Origin of the sequence: Salinarimonas soli (assembly GCF_008386575.1) — a bacterium.
Lineage (GTDB): Bacteria > Pseudomonadota > Alphaproteobacteria > Rhizobiales > Beijerinckiaceae > Salinarimonas_A > Salinarimonas_A soli.
On sequence record NZ_VUOA01000020.1, the window covers coordinates 11813 to 34014 of the forward strand.

At 68.2% G+C, this 22202-nt stretch carries 22 protein-coding genes and 1 tRNA gene; 9 read left to right on the forward strand and 14 right to left on the reverse strand.

Going from position 1 to position 22202, the window contains the following annotated elements; genetic code table 11:
* Positions 1-81 precede the first annotated feature (81 nt).
* Positions 82-891, reverse strand: coding sequence for a helix-turn-helix domain-containing protein (locus F0L46_RS11460; protein ID WP_149817578.1), 810 nt, complete (start codon positions 889-891; stop codon positions 82-84).
* Positions 892-1814: 923 nt separating this feature from the next.
* Here F0L46_RS11460 and F0L46_RS26140 point away from each other — a divergent pair.
* Complete coding sequence (locus F0L46_RS26140) at positions 1815-1979, forward strand: hypothetical protein (RefSeq protein ID WP_188311931.1); 165 nt, start codon at positions 1815-1817, stop codon at positions 1977-1979.
* A gap of 123 nt (positions 1980-2102) precedes the next feature.
* Positions 2103-2315, forward strand: a complete 213-nt coding sequence (locus F0L46_RS11465; protein WP_149817579.1) for a hypothetical protein — start codon at positions 2103-2105, stop codon at positions 2313-2315.
* 27 nt (positions 2316-2342) lie between these two features.
* Here F0L46_RS11465 and F0L46_RS11470 read toward each other — a convergent pair whose 3' ends face one another.
* From F0L46_RS11470 to F0L46_RS11500, 8 genes are all read right to left on the reverse strand, one after another.
* A complete protein-coding gene (locus F0L46_RS11470) occupies positions 2343-2861 on the reverse strand; it encodes a phage terminase small subunit P27 family (RefSeq protein ID WP_149817581.1) in 519 nt (172 codons plus the stop codon).
* On the reverse strand, positions 2848-3012 hold the full coding sequence (locus tag F0L46_RS26145; RefSeq protein ID WP_188311932.1) for a hypothetical protein: 165 nt from the start codon (positions 3010-3012) through the stop codon (positions 2848-2850). The genes F0L46_RS11470 and F0L46_RS26145 overlap by 14 nt, the downstream gene beginning before the upstream one ends.
* The gene (locus F0L46_RS11475; RefSeq protein ID WP_149817583.1) at positions 3009-4349 is read right to left on the reverse strand and encodes a site-specific DNA-methyltransferase; all 1341 of its coding nucleotides are present in this window, start codon (positions 4347-4349) and stop codon (positions 3009-3011) included. Before F0L46_RS11475 ends, F0L46_RS26145 begins: the two co-directional genes overlap by 4 nt.
* A 595-nt stretch (positions 4350-4944) precedes the next feature.
* Positions 4945-7512: a PriCT-2 domain-containing protein gene (locus F0L46_RS11480; RefSeq protein ID WP_149817585.1), complete on the reverse strand. Its 2568-nt coding sequence runs from the start codon at positions 7510-7512 to the stop codon at positions 4945-4947.
* A gap of 232 nt (positions 7513-7744) precedes the next feature.
* A complete protein-coding gene (locus F0L46_RS11485) occupies positions 7745-7951 on the reverse strand; it encodes a helix-turn-helix transcriptional regulator (protein ID WP_149817587.1) in 207 nt (68 codons plus the stop codon).
* The gene (locus F0L46_RS11490) at positions 7948-8292 is read right to left on the reverse strand and encodes a hypothetical protein (RefSeq protein WP_188311933.1); all 345 of its coding nucleotides are present in this window, start codon (positions 8290-8292) and stop codon (positions 7948-7950) included. The genes F0L46_RS11485 and F0L46_RS11490 overlap by 4 nt, the downstream gene beginning before the upstream one ends.
* 33 nt (positions 8293-8325) lie before the next feature.
* Positions 8326-8886 (reverse strand): sigma factor, encoded by a 561-nt coding sequence (locus tag F0L46_RS11495; RefSeq protein WP_149817588.1) that lies wholly within the window; start codon positions 8884-8886, stop codon positions 8326-8328.
* Positions 8887-9068: 182 nt separating this feature from the next.
* Positions 9069-10160, reverse strand: coding sequence for a winged helix-turn-helix domain-containing protein (locus F0L46_RS11500; RefSeq protein WP_149817590.1), 1092 nt, complete (start codon positions 10158-10160; stop codon positions 9069-9071).
* A 331-nt stretch (positions 10161-10491) separates the two neighbouring features.
* Here F0L46_RS11500 and F0L46_RS11505 point away from each other — a divergent pair, with 331 nt between their 5' ends.
* The 4 genes from F0L46_RS11505 (at position 10492) to F0L46_RS11520 (ending at position 16004) form a co-directional block, all read left to right on the forward strand.
* Positions 10492-10974, forward strand: coding sequence for a DUF2924 domain-containing protein (locus tag F0L46_RS11505; protein ID WP_149817605.1), 483 nt, complete (start codon positions 10492-10494; stop codon positions 10972-10974).
* Complete coding sequence (locus tag F0L46_RS11510) at positions 10971-12305, forward strand: recombinase family protein (RefSeq protein ID WP_149817607.1); 1335 nt, start codon at positions 10971-10973, stop codon at positions 12303-12305. Before F0L46_RS11505 ends, F0L46_RS11510 begins: the two co-directional genes overlap by 4 nt.
* Positions 12302-12715, forward strand: coding sequence for a hypothetical protein (locus F0L46_RS11515; protein WP_149817609.1), 414 nt, complete (start codon positions 12302-12304; stop codon positions 12713-12715). Before F0L46_RS11510 ends, F0L46_RS11515 begins: the two co-directional genes overlap by 4 nt.
* Positions 12716-13136: 421 nt before the next feature.
* A complete protein-coding gene (locus F0L46_RS11520) occupies positions 13137-16004 on the forward strand; it encodes a PAS domain-containing protein (protein WP_240539963.1) in 2868 nt (955 codons plus the stop codon).
* Between the two features lie 429 nt (positions 16005-16433).
* Here F0L46_RS11520 and F0L46_RS11525 read toward each other — a convergent pair.
* Positions 16434-16523: transfer RNA gene (locus tag F0L46_RS11525), tRNA-Ser, on the reverse strand.
* Positions 16524-16799: 276 nt separating this feature from the next.
* Between F0L46_RS11525 and F0L46_RS11530 the strand changes: the two genes are divergently transcribed.
* On the forward strand, positions 16800-17561 hold the full coding sequence (locus F0L46_RS11530; protein WP_149817613.1) for a hypothetical protein: 762 nt from the start codon (positions 16800-16802) through the stop codon (positions 17559-17561).
* Between the two features lie 7 nt (positions 17562-17568).
* Here F0L46_RS11530 and F0L46_RS11535 read toward each other — a convergent pair whose 3' ends face one another.
* On the reverse strand, positions 17569-17919 hold the full coding sequence (locus F0L46_RS11535) for a hypothetical protein (RefSeq protein ID WP_149817616.1): 351 nt from the start codon (positions 17917-17919) through the stop codon (positions 17569-17571).
* Positions 17920-17923: 4 nt separating this feature from the next.
* Entirely contained in the window at positions 17924-19267 is a 1344-nt protein-coding gene (locus F0L46_RS11540; protein WP_149817617.1) for a sulfite oxidase, read from the reverse strand.
* Positions 19268-19428: 161 nt separating this feature from the next.
* Here F0L46_RS11540 and F0L46_RS11545 point away from each other — a divergent pair, with 161 nt between their 5' ends.
* Complete coding sequence (locus tag F0L46_RS11545) at positions 19429-19767, forward strand: hypothetical protein (RefSeq protein WP_149817619.1); 339 nt, start codon at positions 19429-19431, stop codon at positions 19765-19767.
* Positions 19768-19856: 89 nt separating this feature from the next.
* A complete protein-coding gene (locus F0L46_RS11550; RefSeq protein WP_149817621.1) occupies positions 19857-20564 on the forward strand; it encodes a hypothetical protein in 708 nt (235 codons plus the stop codon).
* Positions 20565-20568: 4 nt separating this feature from the next.
* On the opposite strand, the gene sugE is transcribed toward F0L46_RS11550, so the two are convergent.
* Both sugE and leuB read right to left on the reverse strand, forming a co-directional pair.
* Entirely contained in the window at positions 20569-20883 is a 315-nt protein-coding gene (gene sugE / locus F0L46_RS11555) for a quaternary ammonium compound efflux SMR transporter SugE (protein WP_149817623.1), read from the reverse strand.
* A 12-nt stretch (positions 20884-20895) separates the two neighbouring features.
* Positions 20896-22008: a 3-isopropylmalate dehydrogenase gene (gene leuB, locus F0L46_RS11560; RefSeq protein WP_149817625.1), complete on the reverse strand. Its 1113-nt coding sequence runs from the start codon at positions 22006-22008 to the stop codon at positions 20896-20898.
* Between the last annotated feature and the right edge of the window lie 194 nt (positions 22009-22202).

Consider the following 22202-nt stretch of genomic DNA (forward strand, 5'->3'; position numbering starts at 1 on the left):
GCACGACCTCACTGCGGCGCCTACCTGGCTCATCCTTAGCGGCTTAGCAGGTCTACCAGGCTTTGCGGCTTGGAGCGGCCGCTAAAGCCGGGGATCCGAGAGCAAGCTCCTCGCTCGCTCGATGCGTCGCTTGGTGAGCCAGAGCCAGGGGGGCATCCCCGTGCTCGCCGTGAACGCTCGAGACAGGTTCACCTCGGGAATGCCGGTACTCCTAGCGAGTTCGGCGAGGCTCGGATCACGGTCGAGGCACGTGTCGAGGTACTCCCTCACGCTCTCTGCAAGGTGCGGCGCAAGCCGGCTGTCCGCAGCCGCCGGCTCCGGAAGGGTGAGCGTCGAATGCCGTTGCAGCAGCCGGAGGCCGAGCACGAGGGCGCGGCTGTCCATCTCCAGGGTGGACGGCGGATCCCGCCAGTCGAAAGCACGGTCGAGATAGGCGTCGCTCAAGCGGCGGAGCAGCGGGTCGTTTCCGAACACTCGGTCGTCGCGCAACAGATCCGGCCTGTCGCCGGCGCCGCCGTAGCACTCCCGCGCGAGGGTGCGGATGAGGGCGTTCGAGAAGTACAGGTGGATGAAGCGGACCGGGCCGTCGGCCCAGTAGTGCACCGGCATCCGCTCGGGGACGATCGAAACCGAGTCAGCCTCCATGCTGTCCTGGTGAATGACGCCGCCGTAGCGACGGCCGCGGACCGGCGGGCCTTGTAGGCGGTAGGTCAGGATGTGGTGTGGGAGATCGTCCTCCTTGTTGGGCGTGTCGAAGCCCGCTGGCGCCGACCAGACTGCGGCGGACATGTTCCACCTCTGCCCCATGCCGACAGCGCGCTCGCAGCGCAGCGCGTAGCGATCCGTCAGGAGATCGGCGTGCTCAGACCGTTCGATCGCGAACTCGCCCATGGCTCAAAACCTCAGGTCGGATCCCGCGCGGTCCGGCGCCGCCCTGGAGAGAGGTGGTGGCACCCTGACAAGCGCGTCAGGAAGAATCACTTGGGGTGCAATTCCCTCGATCAGCAATCAGATGAGAGTGCCAGTCTCTGGTGCTCCTGGCTACCCCACGTCTAACTCAAGGCTCGCCGGTGAGAGCCCGTCTGCCCGTAAACTTTGTTGCGGGGCGATAGCGGGGCACGGCAGCGTCCTCGGCCTGGGGCGTCCTGAACCACGATGGAGCTGGCTGGTCCTCCGTTCAGAGGATGGCGGCTCGGCGACGATTAACCTAGAACAACGCGTGAGGCCCTTGGGCCCTTACGGCTCACGGCTATACCGTCGTGAGCGGTGAAATGCGTCAGAGCCACGGCCATGCCCAGCAAGCCGAATGTGGACGCTCCAGCCATAGCCTCTGCCGAACAGCCTACGGATCCCGTGTGGCCGATCCTCGCTCTCGCATTCGGGGGCGCCATGACGGTGGGCTGGACCTGCTTCCTCGTATGGGAGTTGCTCTGGCTCGTCGGGGTCGTCTGAGTCGAGGCGGGGTCTGGTCGATCACCGGAGCTTGGTACGCACCTTCCAGGACGATAGCCACGCAGACGAGCCACAGGCACAGGATCTCAAGCATGCAGATCTCTCCCCGGTGGACCTCACTCCACCGGCTCTCGTTTCACGACCGCTGCCACAATCGCTAACGAAGGCTGCCCGATCAGGTTCTGCCTGGCTCCGCGGCAAAGTTGCCGTCCGCCAAAACGACTGCTGCGAGGCGGCCCACGTCAGCGAAGGCGGGTCAGGTTTGGAGACGCTGGCACTTTCCTCGCTAATTTGAGGAGAAAGCCCGGTGTTTCGATGATCAGGGCAAAGTACCGTTAGGACGGCGGCTGCAAGCTCATCGCATGAGCACACCCATCATCGTCCTCTTTGTCGTGATTACCGGTTGCGGTGCCGCCCTCCTAGGCTGCGGTGCACTGCTGATGCAATACCACGAGGAGCGAAGCCGGGGCGCCGAGCAGAAGCGACAACGCTTGAACCGCCGCTGGACGGACAAGCTGGAGAGCTGACGTGCCAACTGCGGCGGCTGGCGGACTCAGGCTTGTACCTGCCGGGGAGGTAATCATCCGCGTTGGGCGGCCTGCCCCCGACCAAGCCGGCCGAGCTGGCAATTTGGGCTGAGAGGTTCCTCCGTGCTGTTGAAGATCCTGTCCTTTGCCGCAGCCTTCCTGATGATCCTCTTTGCGGTGCGCAGCCGCATCGCCCCGTTCCTGCCAAAGCAGGCGCGGGCCGCCATGGACGCTCGCGTCGAGCGGGCGACGAACTCACTGATGATCGCAGGCGCCGTCGCGGTGCTCCTGATCGTGAGCTTCCTGCTCCTCCTTCACTGGCTCGATCGCGCCTGATCTGACCCGTCGTACAGGTGCAGTCACTCAGGGCTTGTACCGGCCCGAGAGGTAAGCCTCGACATCGGGCGGCACGCCCGCGAGCAGGCCGGTATACTCGCCCCTTGTGTCCTCCCACGGCTTGGGCCCAATCGGCCGCACCGCCACCCGCGTGCGCGACACCGGCGAGAGACCCAGCTCCGCCGCAAACCGCTGCATCAGCTCCACCTGCTTGTTGGCGATCGCCAGCCACGGGCTTTGCTGGATCACCCCGGACGCAAGCCGGATCACCATCGGGGTCTCCTTCAGCTTGCGCTCCGCCTCCACCCAGCGCCCATACGCCTGGCAGTAGGAGGCCAGCACCGCCCGGTCGAGCTCCGTGATCATGCCCAGCAGCACCATCTGCCGCGCCACCCGCTTCCACTCCGCCTTGGCGCTCGGGTTCAGGTGCGCCGGACAGGTCGGCACAGCCACCCCGGGCCGCGGCTCGCGTCGGTTCAGGGGCCGCTTGCCGGGATTGCCGTGGATCACCTTCAGCGCCGTTGGCGTGGGCTTACGTCCCCGCATCGTCGATCTCCCCGGGCTCACCCTCACCCGTCCACCGCATCAGCACCGACCAGTGCCCGTGCACGGGACCAAGGTCGTCCACCACGACCCAGCCGCACGCTTCACGCGCGGGCACGTCGGCATGCCGCACATAGGCAAACCAGCCGATCATGCCGCCGCCTCCGCGCCGGACCGCCGCTCGGCCTCGATCTCGGCAAAGCTCTGGCCCGTGCCCTCCAGCACCGCGGCGTCGCCCGTGAACGCCTGCCAGCGTCGGACCGCCACGTCGACGTAAGCCGGGTCGAGCTCGATCGCATGGCACACGCGCCCGCTCATCTGGGCTGCGATGAGCGTGGTGCCCGAGCCGCAGAACGGCTCGTACACGGCCTGACCCGGGCTCGAGTTGTTCTCGATCGGGCGCAGCATGCAGGCGACCGGCTTTTGCGTGCCGTGCCCCGTCTCGCTCTTCAGGTGCGGGATAGCCCACACGGTGGTCTGCTTGCGGTCACCCGCCCAGTGCCCCCGGCCAGCGCGGCGGACCGCGTACCAGCAGGGCTCGTGCTGCCAGTGATAGTCACCACGTCCGATCACCAGACGCGTCTTGTCCCAGATGATCTGGGCCCGGATGGCAAAGCCTGCCGCCTCGAGCGACCCGGCCACCACAGGGGCATGCAGGGCGCCGTGCCAGACATAGGCCACCTCGCCGGGAAAGAGCGCCCATGCCTCGCGCCAGTCCGCCCGATCGTCGTTCATCACCTCACCCATGGCCCGAGCCGCCACCCGGCTGCCATCGGTCCGGATGACCTCGTTGCGCCAGCCGGGCTGGTAGGAGACGCCGTAGGGAGGGTCGGTGATCATGAGGTGGGGCACCACCCCGTTCAGGGCACAAGCAACGATGTTCGGGTCAGTGGCGTCACCACAGACCAGCCGGTGTACCCCAAGCAGCCACACGTCGCCCGCTCGGCTCGCGGGCTGGGCTGCGGGGGAGGGCGCCTCGTCGGGGTCGGTGAGGCCGCCATGCTCCCGACCCAAGATGCGGTCGAGGTCGGCGGCATCGAAGCCGGTGAGTTCGACGTCGACACCGAGCGCCACGAGGTCGGCCACCTCGAGAGCGAGCACCTCCTCGTCCCAGCCGGCGTTGAGGGCGAGCTTGTTGTCGGCCAGCACGTAAGCGCGCTTCTGCGCCTCGCTCAACGACGCGAGTTCGATCACGGGCACGGAGGTGAGCGCGAGCTTGCGCGCGGCAAGCAGACGGCCGTGCCCGGCGATGACGCCGTTCGCGCCGTCGACGAGGATCGGGTTGGTCCAGCCGAACTCCCGGATGGAGGCGGCGATCTGGGCGACCTGCGCGTCCGAATGGGTGCGAGCGTTGCGGGCATACGGGATGAGGCTGTCGAGGGCTCGATAGCTGATCGCGAGCGCGTCCGCCGCTCCGGCCTGAGCCCCAGCCGAACCCCGCTCGTCTGCGGAGTTGGTCGAGTGATCCGGGGCTTCGACACGGGCGCTCATGGGGTAGATCTCCTTACACGGCCGGGCTTTGCGGGGCGGGGGAGGGCAGGGGACCCCCAGAGCCAATTTCGCGTTTATCGCAGACGAAGGAAGGGCGCCGGTCCGTGCTCGAAAGGTCCCTGACTTTCGACCGCCCCCCGGCCCCTCAGTGTCCGTCAGCAATGTCGAAGTTCATGCCCTGGATCATCTCACGCGAGCGGCAGATCGTCTACGCGACAGATCTACGATTGTCTACGTTACTTCACGCTGCGCGAAGAGATATTTCGCCTCTCTGTCGGTGTTTGCAGGGGTTATCTGCCGATCAATGCTCCGGTGTGTTTCGGTGCCTTTCGGTGTACTAGGCTGCGCCCCTTCCCAAAACTGTCACAACACGAACGCGCGTTCGCGCTCCCATCGCATGATCGGCGTTGTTGACACTTTCTCGCGTTGGTCGGAGCTAACCCACCGAAAGGCACCAAAACCCACCGCCGGCAGTATCGCGCAGCCACGGTGCGGCGGGCGAGCATGGCTGCACGCCCTGGGCCGACCGCGGTGGCGTGTTATCGGCAGCACAGCCAACGAACAGAGTTCTGCCGAGTCCGCGCTGCGGGAGCTGTCAGGCGCGATGCAAGCGCCAGCGGGTGATGCCCTCGACGATCCCGTCGGCGACGATCTTGTAGCACCCGACGAGGCGGTTCTGGTTCGAGGCAAGCCACCGCCCCAGCCGACGGCTGCTGATCGCGCCACCCTCGCCAGCAACGGCCAGCAGCGCCTCACGGAATTCAGGATGCTTGTAGGGGCGCGGCTTGCGAGCGGCGTACAGGCCGTCTCCGAGGGAAGCCTCCTCGAGTTCGATGGCCCGGTCAATAACGTGCTTGACCGATACCCGCTCGCTGCCGATCACCTCCTCCCACTGCGTCACGACCGCCGTCAGGCTCTCAAGCCGCGGGTCAGCGCTGCGCACCTTGTCCATGGACTCGCATGGGTCTGCCTCACCAAGCCAGATCAGGGCGCCTCGAACCCAGCGCGACCAATCGACGAAGGATCCAAGGGGAGCGGTCTGCTGCGGCCGACCTGCGAGGTGGAAGGCACGCAGGATCGTCAGGGCCGCCTCGACATACCGGCCCCGGTCGGCAAGCACCATCTCCACCGGATCTGTCTCAAACGCACGTGTCTCGGGCCGCTCGACACCGGCGTCCAGGCTACACAGGAGCGTTCGGCGGGTCATGTCTCCGAGCAGGACAAGGTTGTTGCCGGTAGCGAACATGGCGGCATTGCACGGCACATCCGCTAGTCTGCTCATCCCGAGCACCCGCACCTTGAGGCTCGGTTGGGTGAGGCTCTGGCAGAAGAGCTCGCCACCCAGCGGGCGCTCGACATTGTCGATGCTGATGATGGCGTCGCCTGCAAGAAGCGCCGCGCCAAGACGCTTCTCGGCCTCTTCCTCCGTCTTACCCGCGGCCATCACGGCTGCTCGGCGTCCGTCCATGATGGCGCTGGCGATGTCGACGAGAAGCGACTTGCCCGAGCCCGCAGCCGGCGCCGAGAACGCATGCATGGGAGCGGTCGGCAGCGAGCGCCGTGTTATGGCCGTCAGGATGGCGGAGAGGGCAACCGAACGGTCGGCGTCCGTCACGAAGGGGAAGCTGGCGAGCAGAGCGCGAAGCTCCGCGAGGCCATCCACCGCCGCCGCACGGTCCGGCTGCTCCGGGATCGGCGAGAAGGTCACGCCCTGTGGTTCGAAGAGAAGACCAGTGGCGCTGTCGTACCCCGGGGTCTGTAAGAGGCTACCATCGCGCCGAAGCACGGGGCAGTTGACGATCCCGGCGAGTACGGGAACCCTCCACTCGCCCTCTCGTGCGAGGTAGGTCTCCGCGACACGCTGCGGGCAGTCGATGGGAGCCCACTCTTTGGATCGCAGGTCGAAGCGCTCCCACCGCGCCACACGGGTCATCAGATCAGCCATGTGGGGCGTGCGAACGGAGACGAGCCGCATGGCCGGCACGCTGCGGCCGTCCGCGATGATGACGGGAGCCGCGGCTGGGCGCACAATGAGATTGCCGCGCTGGTAGATCCCGATCTCGCTGTCGATCAGCGCCTGCTCAGCCGCAGCCACCACGGCCGGAAGGTCGCCACCGCCGAGCCGTATCGTCCGGCGGTGCTGCTCAGTGGCCGATGCGGCATTCGATATGGCCTGCGAGGCGCGCTCCCGAGCCGAAGGCCGGCGCCAGCCGTGTTCGGCCGCGTGCCAGAACAGGGTACCGACGGTGACCTGCCGGCCCGCTGCGAAGGTCGACCACTTGGCCGCGGTTAGATCTGTATCGTTCCTGTGCGAGCGCGCCGACCATCGTTCCCAGAGATCGCGACCAGCCTCGCCCAGCGCGTCATAGAGTGCGAAGCCGATCCTGACCCACCCATCGTAGTCGAAGTTATTCGGGAGGTGATCGAGAGCGTCAGCAACCGTCGCCGGATCGGGCGGCGTGCCCAACCGCATGCCGGCCGCCCGACGGCCAGCTCGCTCGTGGCGTTGCTGCTCGCGCCCTCGCGTTCTCACATCGGTCGCTGTCATGCCACCGGCGAGACGCAAAATCGCTGCGGCGTCGTTCACGAACGTCCGCAACAAGCCATGATCGACGATCGGCAGCTCGTCGAAGGGCACATCGACAGGCGAGGCCTCTGTCCATTGATACGGTGCATGGGTTTCGGGGTGGACACCAAAAGCAACGAATTGCTGGCCCGTAGCGAGGATCTCGACCCTGGCGCGGTTCTCGCCGAACCGGAACTCTGGCGTTTGCACCTTTTCCACCGGCAGCTTGACGCGGTAGCAGAGCAGCGTTTTCGGGGCGCGGCCGATGCGAAGGAGGGGCGTCGACCCGAGATGCGTGAGGGCGCGTCGCGTCAGGTTCGAGGCGAGGTCGGGATCGAGCACATCGATGTCGATGCCGACAAGCTCGCCGCAAAGCAGTCCGGTGTTGGTGCACATGGCGTAGCTGCGGCTCCAGCGCTCGATGACCCCTTGATCGGCCCCGAGACATCGCTGCTGCCAGTTGCTCATCAGGGGTCGCTTGCCAGCGGCCTTGACGTTCACATGAGGCCCGCTGACTGGAACCGGGCAGTATCCGTTCTCGCGCAGACGTAGCCTAAGCGCGGTGAGCTCGGCGGCACTATCAGCTCTGGCATTCATCGCCGCTCTCCCGGCATCATGGCACTGCCGCAGTCACGAGTGGTCGACTGAGCGGAGGCGGGCTGTCGTGGGCCGAAGGAGGCATGAGGATCCTGGGCGCATTCCGGAAAAGAGACGCGCCCGTCGCACGTGGCTGGTATCGGCCACAACTCCCAGCTCGTGAGGTGCCCGTCGTCATTCCACACTGGCCGCAGCCGCGTGACCTCGGTGGGTCGTCTGGCGCTAACGACGCTCATGGACGCCCCCGATGCAGAGCATCCTCGTCCTGCGAGGGCATGTTCTCGAACGCTGCGACGTCGTCGAGCCGGTAGCGCACACCGCGGCCGATACATACGAAGCGTGGGCCGATCCCCTTGCGCCGCCAGCCCTCGAGCGTTCGCGGGCTGAGGCGCCAACGCCGAGCCAGCTCCGTGGTGAGCAGCAGTCGGTCGGAGGTCATGACGCGACCTCCGGCACGAGAGTCACCTTGGCCGGAACGCCAGGAGAGCGACGGCCGCTGCGCTTTGGACACGCGACGAGGATGTAGCTGTAGTCGTCGGGCCCGTGCCGCTGTTGCAGAAGGCAGACAAGCCCCTTGTCAGCAAGCTGAAGGGCACGTCGGGCCAGACGCTGGAGGGCGCTCCGCTCCTGCTCGCTGAGGCGGGCTGTGGTCGGGCTGCAATCAAGCGCCAGGTGACCGCGGTGGTAGACGAGGCGCTCGCCCGGCAAGGCACTACCGAGCCAGCTACATAGCTCCATTTCGGTGAGCGGAAGGGCGGGGTTGGTGCTGGAGATGGTCATATGCGTCTCTACCCAGGCCTGTCGCTGACCGTCTCAGGCCGCGAAGCCGATAGCCGTGAGGGTCAGGCGGATGCTGGCGAGCTGTCGGTAGATTTTCGCCCGCGCGGTCACGCCGGCGCGTGCGATCTCTGTCGGTGTCTGGTCGACGAGTTGCTGGCAGAGCGCGAGGTCCGCGCCGTCGAGCAGCCCAAGCGCGCACTCGCAGTCGAGACGACGGTCCACCATGGCAAAGCTGTCGAACGGCTGCCCGACGGTCGCGGCGTGCCCATCGCTTTCCGAGATCGTGTCGGCAAAGGTGAGCCCGTCGCCGCCCGGCACCGGAGCGTCGAGCGACATGGGTGCGAGGCGAGCACGATCGCGCTGGATGCGATGGGCAAGTCGCGCGGCGCGGCGCTTCATCACCGTTCCTGCGAACGCGCCGAGGGAGCCACGCCGGGCGTCGTAGAATCTCAAGCGGGCCAACACGTCCGCGAGCAGGTCCTGGCGGACATCCTCGCGATCGTGGGGAGCAAGCCGAAGCCTGCGGCAGACCTGTCGGGCAGCGCGATCGGCCTCGTTTTGCAGCACGCTCGCGTCGGCAGGGGAGATCGGCATGGGAGCAACCTCGATGGCGTTGAGGCCTCGAGACTGCCGACCTAGAATCCTGGTTTGGTGGGGTGGGCGTGGGACAGGTGTGGGCGCCTGTCGGCTTCCGACAAGACTGCTTTGTGGGCCTGTGTGGGTCTCATTCCTGCGCTGCGAGCATTCATGCGCGCCGCGTGGGCTTAGCGTCTGCCTTATTCTTCGATGCGGATCTGGTCTCGTGGGACGTTCAGCCGGTAGCCCTGCGTCGGACCTGTTTGCACGAGTTGCTGGACCTTGGCTTGGTCGAGTCCGGCACTGGTCAGATGGCCCCGGAGATCACGCACGACGTCCCGCAGGTGCCTGGACACCTGGTGGGCTGATGAGCCCCAGAGCTGATCCGCGAGCGCTTGGTGCGAGACGAAGTTGTCGTCCCTCTCGGCCCGCCTCGCGAGTGCCAGGAGAAGGCGGAACGGCTTCTCCGGGAGTTGCAGCTTCGTGCCATCGACGGTCACAGACGTGCTGCTGGTACTGAGCCGCACTCGCACGTCAGGACCAGTAGGAGCGACCGAGATTGAGGCACAAGCCATCGTCTCGAATCGAAGGAAGGCATCCCATTGGGCAACCAGATCCTCCAGTGCTTTCGCGTGCGTCTCATCTCCGTGGGCCTGGACAGTCGCCTGCGTCTCCGCCAGCTCATCGCACCAGATCTTGCTCCACTCCTCGGCGTGAAACGGCTCCGTCACAACGCGGACGTAAGGCGACCGCACTCTGCGGTTACCCTTGATGCCCTCGAGGATGTCACGCAGGCGATTGACAGAGCCTGTAGCAGACGATCGCTTCATGTGCTGCACGGCGTGAGCGTCGGCGTGCGGACACGGTGGCGGGACCAGAGCCTTGCGAAGCACGAACCTCATCTCGAAGCGCTGGAAGCGGGTTAGGAGCGGATCGGGAGGATAGACGTTCAGCTGGTCGCAGAAGCGCAGGACGTCACCCACCGACAGCTGCACTTTCTCTAGAAGCACAGGGTCGTATGAGCGGCCGCTCAGGGTCCAGCCTCCCAGGCTAATGGTGCTGAAGAGCGGGTTTCCCTCGGTTAGCACTCGAGCCGCCATGTAGATGTCAAAGGGCTCGATCGTGAGCCCGCCAGGATCGACGAACGCCTTGTCGGGAAACGCACCAACCATCGCCCACTCGCACACGCGCCGAAGAACCATCTTCGGCGGCATTCCGGATCGCTGAGCCCACAAAGCGGCACAGGCGACGAGCGGGACAAATGCGGAGTTGGTGTCGATCAGCGACCGCATGATCTACTAGGGCAAATTTGTTCGCAGTTCGTTCTAGCACCGCCGCGCGATCGGAGTCGAATCCCTGCCGTGAGACGGTTTGCTGGTGCGGTGGGTAGAGGTCGGGTATGAGTCCTCTGAACCCCCGCCCGATATATCGCTCGAACAGCGTCCCGCCCGACCAGATGAGCGCGGACGAGCGTCTGGCCGAGGTGGCAGCCCTGCTCGCCCTCGCTCTCATCCGTCTCCGATCCGAGACACCCACCCGAGATCCAGAGGACGGCGGAGACGGTTCGCTGGACTGTCTCGCCCACCCGAGCGCTCGTGTGCTCCCCAAGAGAGGAGCACACCAATGAGCGCCCTTGCACCAACCACCAACCCGGGAGACGCTGGGTCAGTCCTGGCCCGCCTCGCCGCCCTGAAGACCACTCCAACCCCGGAACTGAAGGCGCAATGGCGCACCCTGTTCGGCTCCGAGCCGCCGCCCTTCAACCGCCGCTATCTCGAGAGCAGGCTCGCCTACCGCATCCAGGAACTCGCCCTCGGCGGTCTCAAGCCCGAGACGCGCGCCCGCCTCGTCGCGCTGGGAGAGGAGCTCGACGGCGGCAAGCCGCACGTCCGCAAGCGCCGCCTTGACGCAGACCGCCCGATCACCGGCACGCGCCTGATCCGCGAGTGGCAGGGCGTCGAGCACGCCTGCACCGTGACCCCGGACGGCTACGAGTACGCAGGCCGGCCCTACAAGAGCCTGTCGGCGGTCGCTCGTGCCATCACCGGCACGCGCTGGAACGGCTGGACCTTCTTTGGCCTCAAGAACCCGGGAGCGCGCCCGTGACCCGAGTCGCACGTTCCACGCCTGCTCCGACCGTCCGCAAGCGCCGCTGCGCCGTGTACACCCGCAAGTCCTCCGAGGAAGGCCTCGAGCAGGCCTTCAACTCGCTCGACGCACAGCGCGAGGCCTGCGAGGCCTACATCCTGTCCCAGCGTGCCGAGGGCTGGACCCCCGTGCGCGACCGCTACGACGACGGTGGCGTCTCGGGCGGCACCCTGGAGCGGCCCGCGCTCAAGCGCCTCATCACCGACATCGAGCGTGGGCTCGTGGACGTGGTGGTGGTCTACAAGATCGACCGCCTCTCGCGCTCGCTGATGGACTTCGCTCGCCTCGTCGATCTGTTCGAGGCGCACGACGTGACCTTCGTGTCCGTGACCCAGGCCTTCAACACCACCTCGAGCATGGGGCGCCTCACCCTCAACGTGCTGCTGTCCTTTGCCCAGTTCGAGCGCGAGGTGATCGGCGAGCGCATCCGGGACAAGTTCGCGGCCTCGCGGGCCAAGGGCATGTGGATGGGGGGCTGGGCACCGCTGGGCTACGACGTGCGCGACCGCAAGCTCGTGGTGAACGAAGCGGAGGCCGCGTTGGTGCGCCAGATCGTGCAGCGCTTCGTCCGGCTGGGCTCGGCGACGCGGCTTGTGGAGGAGCTGCGGGCGAGCGACACGGTGAACAAGCGTGGCAAGCCGTTCGACAAGGGCCAGCTCTACAAGCTGCTGCATAACCGCGTGTACGTGGGCGAGGCAGTGCACAAGGGCTTGGCGCATAGGGGCGAGCACGAGGCGATCGTGCCGCGCGAGCTGTGGGACAAGGCGCAGGCCATCCTGGCCGAGGGCGCGCGTACACGGGCCGGGACGACGCGGGCACAGACGCCTGCTCTGCTGAAGGGGCTGATCTTCGGGCCAACGGGGCACGCCATGAGCCCGAGCCACACGCGCCGGCACGGGCGGCTATACCGCTACTATGTGAGCCAGGCGGTGCTGAAGGGGGCACGTGATGCCTGCCCGGTGGGACGGGTGCCGGCCGGCGAGGTTGAGGCCGCGGTGGTGGCGCAGGTGCGGGCGCTGCTGGCCAGCCCTGAGATCGTGGTGCGGACCTGGCGGGCGGTGCGGGATGCGGGCGTCACGATGAGCGAGGCTGAGGTGCGCTTGGCGCTCGCCAACCTTGATGGGCTCTGGGACGAGCTGTTCCCGGCCGAGCAGGCGCGCCTCGTGGGGCTGCTCGTGGCGCGGGTGGACGTCGGCACGGACGGGATCAGCATCGCGCTCAGGACGGAGGGGCTGACGAGCGTTGTCGGTGATCTCAGGCGGGAGCGGGTCGCGGAGCGTGCGGCATGAGCGGCGGTGCGCGCCTGAGTCCGGACGAGCGGCTGGTGCGGATCGAGGTGCCGCTCGTGTTTCGGCGCAGAGGCGGGCGCAAGCGGGTGATAGCACCTGCGGGAGCGCCGGTCTGGGCGCCGCTCCCAAGCCGGGTCGACAGCACGCTCGTGAAGGCGCTGGCGCGGGCGCACCGCTGGCAGGGGCTGCTGGAGAGCGGCGTGTACGGCACGATTGAGGAGCTAGCCCGGGCCGAGCGGATCAACTCGTCCTACCTTGCGCGCGTACTGCGCTTGACGCTGCTGTCGCCTGAGATCGTGGAAGCAATCCTGGACGGGAGGTATGATCAGCAGCGGATCACCCGTGAGGGGCTGATGAAGCCGTTCCCGGTAGTGTGGGCCGAACAGGGGCCTGCGCTCGCCGCCGTGTGAAGGTCTGCTTCGCGCCCATCTCGGCCATTGACCCCAGTGTGGGGCGTTTCCGGAAAGCAGACTTCAGCGTCGATCTGCGAGGGATTCGGACGCCGATCGAGGCCGCAAGTGCTTGGCGGGACAACGTTGGGTGAGATCAAAAGGTTGGCGCTCACCTACACCGACCGGTGTCAAGAACCTGCGCCGAGTTCAATCTACCCTCAACCGAGCAGGTGGTCGATTTCACCCTGCTGCGCATCCAGTTGGCTTAACAGGGGTATAGGCGCAGGCTTTCCGAGAAACGGAGACGCGCACATCGGCCCGTAGCGGCGTTGTCGTCGTTCAACTAACTCTGCCTCAGTTTCTTCGCGAGCCCTCCTCGATGCCATTGCCCCGACCGAGCCTTTCACCTGCCCCAGCGTTCCTCACCGGTGGGGGCGCCATGGGCGCGTTGATGCGGGCCCAGGACTGGTCCGCCTCGCCGCTGGGGCCCCTAGGGACGTGGCCGCAGAGCCTGCGCACGGCCGTCAGCATGGTGCTCGGCTCGAAGTTTCCTAGCTGCCTCGTCTGGGGCCCCCACCTGATCACCCTCTACAACGACGCCTTCCGCCCGATCCTCGGGGCCAAGCCCGAGGCCCTCGGCCGGCCCTTCGACGAGGTGTGGAGCGAAGCCTGGGAGGCGATTGGTCCCATCGCCGATCGCGCCTTCGCCGGCGAGTCGACCTTCATCGAGGATTTCCCCCTCGTCGTGGAGCGGCACGGCTACGCCGAGCAGGCCTATTTCACCTTCTGCTACAGCCCCGTCCGCGACGAGAGCGGCGCCGTCGCGGGCTTCCTCGACACAGTGATCGAGACCACGGGTAAGGTGGTGGCGGAACGGCGCGAGGGCTTCCGGCTTGCGCTGGAGGAGCGCCTTCGCGGCGTGACCGAGCCGCGCGCCGTCATGGCGGCGGCCGTCGAGGCGCTCGGGCGTGAGCTCGGCGCCAGCCGAGCCGGCTACGGCGAGGTGCAGGCGGACGACGCGACGATCGTCTTCGACGCGTGCTTCGTCGACGGCGTCGACCCCCTGACGGGCACGTTCGCCCTCGGCGAGTTCGGCCCCGAGAGCGTCACGCGTCAGCGGCAGGGGCTGACCGAGGCCTGCGACGACGTGAGGGCGGAGCCCGCGCAGGTTCAGGCGACCTGGGCCGCGATCGAGACACGCTCGTTCGTGTCGGTGCCCCTGGTTCGCGACGGGCGCCTGACCGCCACGCTCTACGTCAACTTTCGCGACGCCCATCGCTGGACGGCGGACGAGGTGGCGCTGGTGGAGGAGGTCGCGGCGCGGACCTGGGCGGCGGTCGAACGCGCCCGGGGGGAGAGCGCGCTGCGCCAGAGCGAGGCGCATTACCGCGCGCTGTTCGAGAACGTCGACGTCGGATACTCGGTCCATGACGTGAGGTTCGACGAGGGTGGCAAGCCGGTCGACTATTGCGTGCTGGAGGCCAACCCGGCATTCGAGCGGCATACGGGCCTCGTCGATGCCGTCGGTAAATGGGTGAGCGAGCTCACACCCGGCATCGAGCAGCACTGGATCGACGCGAACGGCCACGTCCTGCTGACCGGCGAGCCGGTGCGCATCGAGAACTATGTCGAGCCCCTGGGGCGGTGGTACGACGTGCACATGTTCCGGACGGGGGAGCCGTCGCGGCACCGGGTCGCCGTCCTGTTCAACGACATCTCGGAGCGCAAGCTCGCCGAGGGACGGCTGCGCGAGCTCAACGCGACCCTGGAGGAACGGGTTGCCGAGCGGACCGCCGAGCGCAATCTCCTGGCGAAGATCGTCGAGGTCACCGACGTCATGGTGCTGGCGGTGGACCTCGACCACAACATCCTCGCCATCAACACGGCCAACGCCGACGCGTTCGAGCGCATCTACGGCGTGCGGCCCCGGGCCGGCGACAACATGCTCAGCCTCTTGGCCGACCAGCCCGAGCACCAGGCGCAGGTGCGCGCCGGCTGGGCGCAGGGCATGCGCGGCGAGAACGTCACCTTCGTCGAGGCCTACGGCGATTCGGACCGCGTCCGGCCCTATTACGAGGTCAACTTCCGACCCCTTTGGAACGACGCCGGCGAGCAGATCGGCATCTACCAGTTCGCGATCGACGTGACCGACCGCATCCGGGGGCAAGCTCAGCTCGCCGACGCCCAGGAGGCCCTGCGCCAGTCACAGAAGATGGAGGCGATGGGCCAGCTCACCGGCGGCGTTGCCCATGATGTGAACAACCTGCTCAGCCCCATCATGGGCGGCCTCGACCTTCTCCAGCGCAGGGGCGTGGGCGGCGAGCGCGAGCAGCGGCTGATCGCGGGAGCGCTCGCCTCCGCCGAGCGCGTCCGCGTGCTCGTCCAGCGGCTTCTCGCCTTCGCGCGTCGCCAACCGCTGCAGCCGCAGCCGGTCGACGTGGGCTCCCTCGTCGCCGGCATGGCCGATCTCATCGGCAGCACGTCGGGACCCAAGATCAAGGTGGTGGTGGACGCGGCAAGCGATCTGCCGGCCGCACTTGCCGACCCCAATCAGCTCGAGATGGCGATCCTGAACCTTGCCGTGAACGCGCGTGACGCCATGCCGGAGGGCGGCCAGCTCACGATCTCGGCCCGGTCCGACGACGTCGGGCGCGGCCACCTCTCGGGCCTGACGCCCGGCCGCTACGTTCGCCTGTCCGTCGCCGACACGGGCACGGGGATGGACGAGGCGACGTTGAAGCGTGCCGTGGAGCCGTTCTTCTCCACCAAGGGTGTGGGGCAGGGTACGGGTCTCGGGCTGTCGATGGCTCACGGGCTCGCGGCCCAGCTCGGTGGGGTACTCCTCATCGACAGCAGACCTGGCCTCGGCACGACCGTCGAACTGTGGTTGCCGGCGACGTCGAGCGGCAGCGTGCCGGTCGAGCGGGCCATCGGCCCCGAGGTCGACGTCGGCGCGGGCATCGCGCTTCTGGTCGACGACGAGGAGCTCGTGCGCGTGAGCACCGCCGACATGCTCGCCGAGCTCGGCTACCAGGTCGTCGAGGCCACGTCCGCCGAGGAGGCGCTGCGACTGCTCGGCGACGGCCTAGTGCCCGATGTGGTCGTGACGGACCATCTGATGCCGGGCATGACCGGGACGGAGCTCGCTCGCGAGGTGCGTCGGCGACTGCGCCACGACCGGGTGCTGATCATATCGGGCTATGCGGACGTGGAAGGCGTCGCCCACGACCTCCCGCGGCTCGTCAAGCCGTTCCGGCAGGCCGATCTCGCGACAAGTCTCGCGGCTCTCTCACAAGCGAGAGGCTGACATGCGTTACGCTGCGTCTGGTTTCCTTAAGCATCCACTCGGAAGCGGGCAGTCCGCTTTCGGCCAACCTCGGTCGCTCAGAGCTAATCAAGTAGCCCCTGATGAACGTTCCGGAGTAGCGGGAAGGAGTTAGGGCAGAGAGCTGCCAGGACCCAAAAGCGCCAAGTTCGACACCAGGCTCGCTCTCCTGCCCGATCGCAACATCGAACCCGCATCGCTGCGTTCGCTCGTAAGTCCCTGAAATCGAAGAGGTCTGCGAAACCGTACTAACCGGCCGCAGTCCAGAGCTTTGGAGAGAATGGGGCAAATAGAGAGCATTTTCACGCTGCGGCTCGTCAGCGTAGTCCAGAGCCCTAGGCAAAAAATAGCCCGCAGCAAAGGGTTACAGCGGGCTCGGTCAGGCGCGGAGAGTGGTTTGTCAGACGGAACTGGCGGAGGGAGAGGGATTCGAACCCTCGATACGGTTGCCCGTATACACACTTTCCAGGCGTGCGCCTTCAACCACTCGGCCACCCCTCCGCAGCGACGGAACGGATCCGTGCGGGCCCCGGCGCGTGTTCGCGGGCCGGGGAGGCGGACGTATATGGCGAACGGGGCCTGAGCGCAAGGTGGGGATGGGGCGTCATGGTTGACGGATCGTGTGCCGGGCGGCGCCGCGCTGACGGGGGATTCACCGTGACTCCAATCCGCCGATCCTGGTAACCGAAGCCTCAACGGGACACGTCGCATTGTTCCCACCGGGCGCCAGGGCCCCTGGGAGGACGGACGTTGCGAACCGCCAGCCGAGAGAGGCCTTTGCAGGGCGCGCGCCCGCGCCGGGGGGAGGGCGGGGCGCCGGCCATCGGCGTCGCGGCCCTCGCCGTGGCGCTGGGCCTCGCCTTCGTTGTGCTGCGGCCCGTCCCCGTGCCCCGGGACGAGCCGCCCCCGGCCGACGCCGTGCTCCTCGCTCCCCCCGCCGCCTGGCTACCCATCGCCCATGCCACGCCGCTCTTCGCGGTTGCGGCGCCCGAGCTGCGCGGGCTGCCCCTCGTCCACGCCGCGCGCCGCCATCGCGAGGGCGGGCGCGAGGACGTGCTCGCCTACGGCGCCTTCTCGGGGGAGGGGCTGCATCTGCGGCTTGCGGTGCGGGCCGGCGACCCGGAGGAGCCTGCCCCGAGCTTCTTCATCGATCTCGTGCGCCGCGCCTCGGAGGCCGGCTTCGCCGTCACGCGCAGCGGCGCCCCCGATACCCTCATGACGAAGTTCGGCCCGGCGGAGGCTGCGGACGTCGCCCTTGAGGAGACGGTGGAGCGCGACTGCATCGCCTTTCGCACCGACCATCCCGAGGCGGCGTTGCGCCTCAGCGGCTGGGTCTGCGGCGTGCCCTCGCGCCCCGCCGACCGGCAGCTCCTCGCCTGCCTGCTCGACCGCCTGACCCTGCGGGCGCCCCACGAGGACCTGCTCCTGCGCGCCTTCTTCGCCGCCGCCGACGAGCACCGCAACCCGGCTTGCGCGGGCTCCACGAGCTGGCTCGAGGCGCCAAGCCTCCGGCCGGGCTTCCGGGTCGGGGTGCCGTAAGCCCGGGCTATTGGGGCGCGAACGGGTTCGTCCAGCCCCCGCGCCCTTGCGTGCGCGGGGCGTAATGGGCCGCCAGATAATCGAGGATCGCGTCGCGCTCCGCGCCTTGGACGTCGGGCATGTTGTGGCGCTGCGTCATGAAGGTGAGGGTGTCGTCCCAGGCCGCCCGGCTCATGCCCTGGTTCGACACCAGCCGGAAGGCGTGGCAGGCCGAGCACAGCCCGAAGGTCTCCTCCCGGCCGGGACCGGCGGGTAAGGCTTCGACGCTCTCGTCGCGAGGCGCGAAAGCCGGAGCCTGCGCATGCGCGGCCCCGGCGAGCGTTGCGGCGAGCGCCGCCAGAAGGAGGGTCTTGAGCATCGCGTCAGCCGACCAGCACCGCGACCCGGTGCATCGCGTTGGCGCCGTAGCCTTGCGGGTTCCAGTTGCCGGCGACGTGGGGCTGCATGCGGCCGCCGCTGTCGGTGGCCCGCGCCCAGATCTCGTAATAGCCGTCGGAGGGCAGGGCGACGCGGGCCGTCCAGCGGTGCCAGTCGTAGCGGTTGCGCGGCGCCGTCACCTCGGCACGGCTCCAGGTGGCGCCGAAATCCGTCGAGACGTCGACGGCGCTCACCGCCAGGTCGCCCGCCCAGGCAGCGCCCCGCAAGGCGAGCTCCCGGGTGCCCGCGGGCAGGCGCGTGCCGTTGGCGGGGTTCGAGATGACCGAGCGCACGGGCATGGATTCGAGGATGCGGAAGCTCTTCTCGTCCGCCTTGCCGCCGGGGATCATCGGGGAGGCGGGCACCCGGTAGGAGGTGCCCGTCATGCCCTGGCCGTCGTGCTCCCGGTCGCGCACCACCACGCGGGTGAGCCACTTGTGGGAGAGCGAGCCCGGCCAGCCGGGGATCACGAGGCGCACGGGGCCGCCATGGATGTGGGGCAGGGGCTCGCCGTTCATGGCGAACACCACGAGGCCGTGCTCCTCCATGGCTTTCTGCATCGGCATGCCGCGCGAGAGTGTCTCCTTCGTGGGATCGCCCGAGAGGTGCGGGTCGGCGCCGTAATGGGCCGTGTAGCGCGCCGAGTCCTTGAGCCCCGCGGCCTTGAGCACCTCGGCCAGCGGCACGCCCGTCCACTCGGCGCAGCCCGCGCCGCCGTTGGTCCACTGGTTGCCGCGCGCCTGGGGCGTGAACGAGGCCCGCCCGTTGCCGCCGCATTCGAGCACCATGCGGTAGGTCTTGGGCTGGAAGCGCGAGCGCAGCTCGGCCAGGGTCAGATCGAGGGGCTGGTTCACCTCGCCCTCGACCCTGATCCGCCACGCGGCCGGGTCGCCGGCGGGCTCGGGGATGTTGCCGTTGTTGCGGATGAAGAACTTCGCGATCGGGGTGGTGTCGTCGTCGAGGAGATGCTCGGGCGTCTCGGCGACGAGGGGCCGGTCGCCGAGCACCACGAGGCCGGGATTCTTGCCCGGAAAGTCGAGGGGCTGGGGGCCCTTGGGGGCGCCACCTGCAGCCGGCGCGCCCTGCGCGAGCGCGGCGGGAACGAGGCCTGCTGGCATCTGGGCCGAGAATGGCACCGCGCCGCCCACCGCCGCGCCGAGCGCCGCGAGCCCCGCGCCGCCGAGGAACCCGCGTCGGCTCGCCCCCGTGCGGCGGCCGAAGACCTCTGCGTCGGCGCGTTCCGGATCGTCGCGGTAGAGCTCGTCGAGCGAGCGTTCGATGGTGGTCATGGCGTCGGTCCGTCCCTTGGTCGCGTCGGCGTTTCTTGCCCCAGGCGGGGAGGCCCGAACGCTATCACGCGCGGGAGCCGCCGCAACATGGGCGAGGGGGAACTTTCGGCCCATACGGACCTTGATCCTATGCCCTTGTCGTCCCCCGGAGGTCACGCGCCATGCGCCGCATCGTCCTTGCCCTGTCCGCCCTCGCGGCCCTCGCCGCAGCCGTCCCGGCCGAAGCCCAGACCCGCCGAAGCCGCGACGGCGACGCGCTCATCCTCAACGTGCGCCCGCGCAGCTATCTCGACGCCGGCAACGTGGTGGCGCCGGGCACCTATGGCAGCAACTACGCCGCCGTGAGCACCCGCAGCTATTTGTCGAGCCCGCCCTGGATCAACCAGCGCGACCGGTTCGGCGAGGGCGTGCTGCCCGACCCGATCACCAACGGGCCGTTCGTCGGCGCCCGCAATCCCTTCGGCCCTGTCGATTACGTGGCGCCGGACGGGTTCCGCTGATCGCCTCGAATCTCAGGGTTCGACTTAAACGTTAGGTGACGCGCGGCGTGCCAATCTGGGCGGGCGACAATGCCCTCCCGGATCGGTCCGTGAACGCGTTCCTCATTCTCGGCTCAACCATGTCCTCGACCGTGCGCGTGATCTTCTACGCGCTCGGCGCCCTCGTCTTCGTGCTTCTGCTGGCAGGAGGGTACAACATCTGGCGCTCGCTCCCGCTCGGGGCGTGGCAGGCCCCCGCCTTCGAGCTGCGCGGAGGCGAGTTCGGCGCCGCGCGCCCAAGCCGCGAGGTCCTGACGACCGGCCCCGGGCAGCGCCTGGAAACGTTGTCGTTCGGTACGCCCAGCGATGCCGGCGAGTTCCTGGAGGTGAGCTTCATGACCGCCCACACGGACGAGGCGGCAAGCCGGCCATTCGCCATGCGACGTGGCGCCAAATCGGCCGATCAGGAGTTTCTGGCGATCGTGAACGGCCCCTCGGGCCGCCGATGGGAGATCGACACCCGCTACGGCGTGATGGACGCCTTCGATGTGCCCTTGGACGTCAACGGGCGGCGTCGCATCTGTGTCACCTTCCGTTCCCGCCACGGCGGACCGGTCCTCGTCGAGGGACGGCACTGCCCGCAGATGGGCCAAAGCCCGCAGCCCAGCCGCGCGGCCTGCCTCGTTCACGCGGTTCGGGCCGTGCGTCCTCTTGGTTATCCCGCCCTCGATGCCGCGCTCGCGGGGGCCGACGCCTCGACGCGTGCCTGCACGGCTCGCCCCATCAGCGCCGCCGACCTGCTCCGCCGGGGATTCTAACGCATTAAGCCAGGAGCTTGAGGCCGACGATCCCCGACACGATGAGCCCGATGCAGGCGAGCCGGGCCGCGGCCGCGGGCTCGCCGAAGAGCGCGATGCCGAGAAGCGCGGTGCCCACGGTGCCGATGCCGGTCCAGACCGCGTAAGCCGTGCCGAGCGGCAGGGACTTGAGGGCGAGGCCCAAGAGCCCGAGGCTCACCGCCATGCTCAGCCCCGTGAGGAGGCTCGGCACCAGGCGGGTGAAGCCGTGGGTGTATTTCAGCCCCACGGCCCAGCCGACCTCGAAGAGGCCGGCGAGCGCCAGATAGATCCAGGCCATGGCGGGCGCGTCTTAGCGAACCGCCGCCTGCAGCTCTTTGAGCACCGCGTCGCCCATCTCGGCCGTTCCCACCGCGTTGGCGCCCGTCGCTGCGATGTCACGGGTGCGAAGCCCGGAGGCGAGCGCGTTCGTGACGGCGCGCTCCAGCATGTCGGCGGCCTCGATCAGGCCGAAGGAATAGCGCAGCGCCATCGCGAACGAGCCGATCATGGCGATGGGGTTGGCAAGCCCCTGGCCCGCGATGTCGGGAGCCGAGCCGTGGACGGGCTCGTAGAGCGCCTTGCGGGCGCCCGTCGCCGGATCCTCGGCGCCGAGCGAGGCGGAGGGCAGCATGCCGAGCGAGCCGGTAAGCATGGCGGCGACGTCGGAGAGGATGTCGCCGAACAGGTTGTCGGTGACGATCACGTCGTATTGCTTGGGCCGGCGCACGAGCTGCATGGCGCAATTGTCGGCGAGCACGTGCTCCAGCTCCACGTCGGCGTAGTCCGCCTTGTGGACGCCCGTGACCACCTGCTTCCACAGGACGCCGGACTTCATGACGTTGTTCTTCTCGGCCGAGGACACCTTGTTGCGGCGCTTGCGGGCGAGATCGAAGGCGACGCGGGCGATGCGGTCGATCTCGCCCGTGGTGTAGAGCTGGGTGTCGACGGCGCGCTGGGAGCCGTCCTCCAGGGTGACGATCTCCTTGGGCTCGCCGAAATAGACGCCGCCCGTGAGCTCGCGCACGATCACGATGTCGAGCCCCTCGACGAGCTCGCGCTTCAGGGACGAGGCGTCGGCCAGCGCCGGATAGCAGATCGCGGGGCGGATGTTGGCGAAGAGGCCGAGATCCTTGCGCAGGCGCAGGAGCCCCGCCTCGGGCCGGGCCCGGTAGGGCACGTCGGCCCATTTCGGCCCGCCGACCGCACCGAACAGCACCGCGTCGGCCGCCTGGGCCCGGTCCATGGCGGCGTTGCTGATCGCCTCGCCGTGATCGTCGTAGGCCGCGCCGCCCACGAGGTCGCGCTCGATCGCGAAGGAGGCGATCCCTTGCGTGTCGAACCAGCGCACGATCTTCTCGACCTCGCCCATTACCTCGGGGCCGATCCCGTCGCCGGGCAGGAGAAGTAGCTTGTGCGTGGCCATGTGATCGCCCCTCGTTCGCGTGCTGCGGCGGTTTAGGACGAGGGCGGCGGAATCCGCAAGCGGCAAGCGCCCTGGAGGCCCGAAAGCGCCTGGTGCGGATCACCTGGATGTCGGACACGGGTGAGGCGCGGCCCAGCTGTCATCCCCGGCTGGAGCCGCGGAGCGGCGGAAGGGAAGGGGATCCAGCACAACTT

What these genes read in the sequence shown, in the direction of transcription:
- F0L46_RS11460 (WP_149817578.1), bottom strand. Translation starts at nt 891, where the DNA reads ATGGGCGAGTTCGCGATCGAACGGTCTGAGCACGCCGATCTCCTGACG.
- F0L46_RS26140 (WP_188311931.1), top strand. Translation starts at nt 1,815, where the DNA reads ATGAGCACACCCATCATCGTCCTCTTTGTCGTGATTACCGGTTGCGGT.
- F0L46_RS11470 (WP_149817581.1), bottom strand. Translation starts at nt 2,861, where the DNA reads ATGCGGGGACGTAAGCCCACGCCAACGGCGCTGAAGGTGATCCACGGC.
- F0L46_RS26145 (WP_188311932.1), bottom strand. Translation starts at nt 3,012, where the DNA reads ATGATCGGCTGGTTTGCCTATGTGCGGCATGCCGACGTGCCCGCGCGT.
- F0L46_RS11475 (WP_149817583.1), bottom strand. Translation starts at nt 4,349, where the DNA reads ATGAGCGCCCGTGTCGAAGCCCCGGATCACTCGACCAACTCCGCAGAC.
- F0L46_RS11480 (WP_149817585.1), bottom strand. Translation starts at nt 7,512, where the DNA reads ATGAATGCCAGAGCTGATAGTGCCGCCGAGCTCACCGCGCTTAGGCTA.
- F0L46_RS11485 (WP_149817587.1), bottom strand. Translation starts at nt 7,951, where the DNA reads ATGACCTCCGACCGACTGCTGCTCACCACGGAGCTGGCTCGGCGTTGG.
- F0L46_RS11490 (WP_188311933.1), bottom strand. Translation starts at nt 8,292, where the DNA reads ATGACCATCTCCAGCACCAACCCCGCCCTTCCGCTCACCGAAATGGAG.
- F0L46_RS11495 (WP_149817588.1), bottom strand. Translation starts at nt 8,886, where the DNA reads ATGCCGATCTCCCCTGCCGACGCGAGCGTGCTGCAAAACGAGGCCGAT.
- F0L46_RS11500 (WP_149817590.1), bottom strand. Translation starts at nt 10,160, where the DNA reads ATGCGGTCGCTGATCGACACCAACTCCGCATTTGTCCCGCTCGTCGCC.
- F0L46_RS11505 (WP_149817605.1), top strand. Translation starts at nt 10,492, where the DNA reads ATGAGCGCCCTTGCACCAACCACCAACCCGGGAGACGCTGGGTCAGTC.
- F0L46_RS11515 (WP_149817609.1), top strand. Translation starts at nt 12,302, where the DNA reads ATGAGCGGCGGTGCGCGCCTGAGTCCGGACGAGCGGCTGGTGCGGATC.
- F0L46_RS11520 (WP_240539963.1), top strand. Translation starts at nt 13,137, where the DNA reads ATGGGCGCGTTGATGCGGGCCCAGGACTGGTCCGCCTCGCCGCTGGGG.
- F0L46_RS11535 (WP_149817616.1), bottom strand. Translation starts at nt 17,919, where the DNA reads ATGCTCAAGACCCTCCTTCTGGCGGCGCTCGCCGCAACGCTCGCCGGG.
- F0L46_RS11540 (WP_149817617.1), bottom strand. Translation starts at nt 19,267, where the DNA reads ATGACCACCATCGAACGCTCGCTCGACGAGCTCTACCGCGACGATCCG.
- F0L46_RS11545 (WP_149817619.1), top strand. Translation starts at nt 19,429, where the DNA reads ATGCGCCGCATCGTCCTTGCCCTGTCCGCCCTCGCGGCCCTCGCCGCA.
- sugE (WP_149817623.1), bottom strand. Translation starts at nt 20,883, where the DNA reads ATGGCCTGGATCTATCTGGCGCTCGCCGGCCTCTTCGAGGTCGGCTGG.
- leuB (WP_149817625.1), bottom strand. Translation starts at nt 22,008, where the DNA reads ATGGCCACGCACAAGCTACTTCTCCTGCCCGGCGACGGGATCGGCCCC.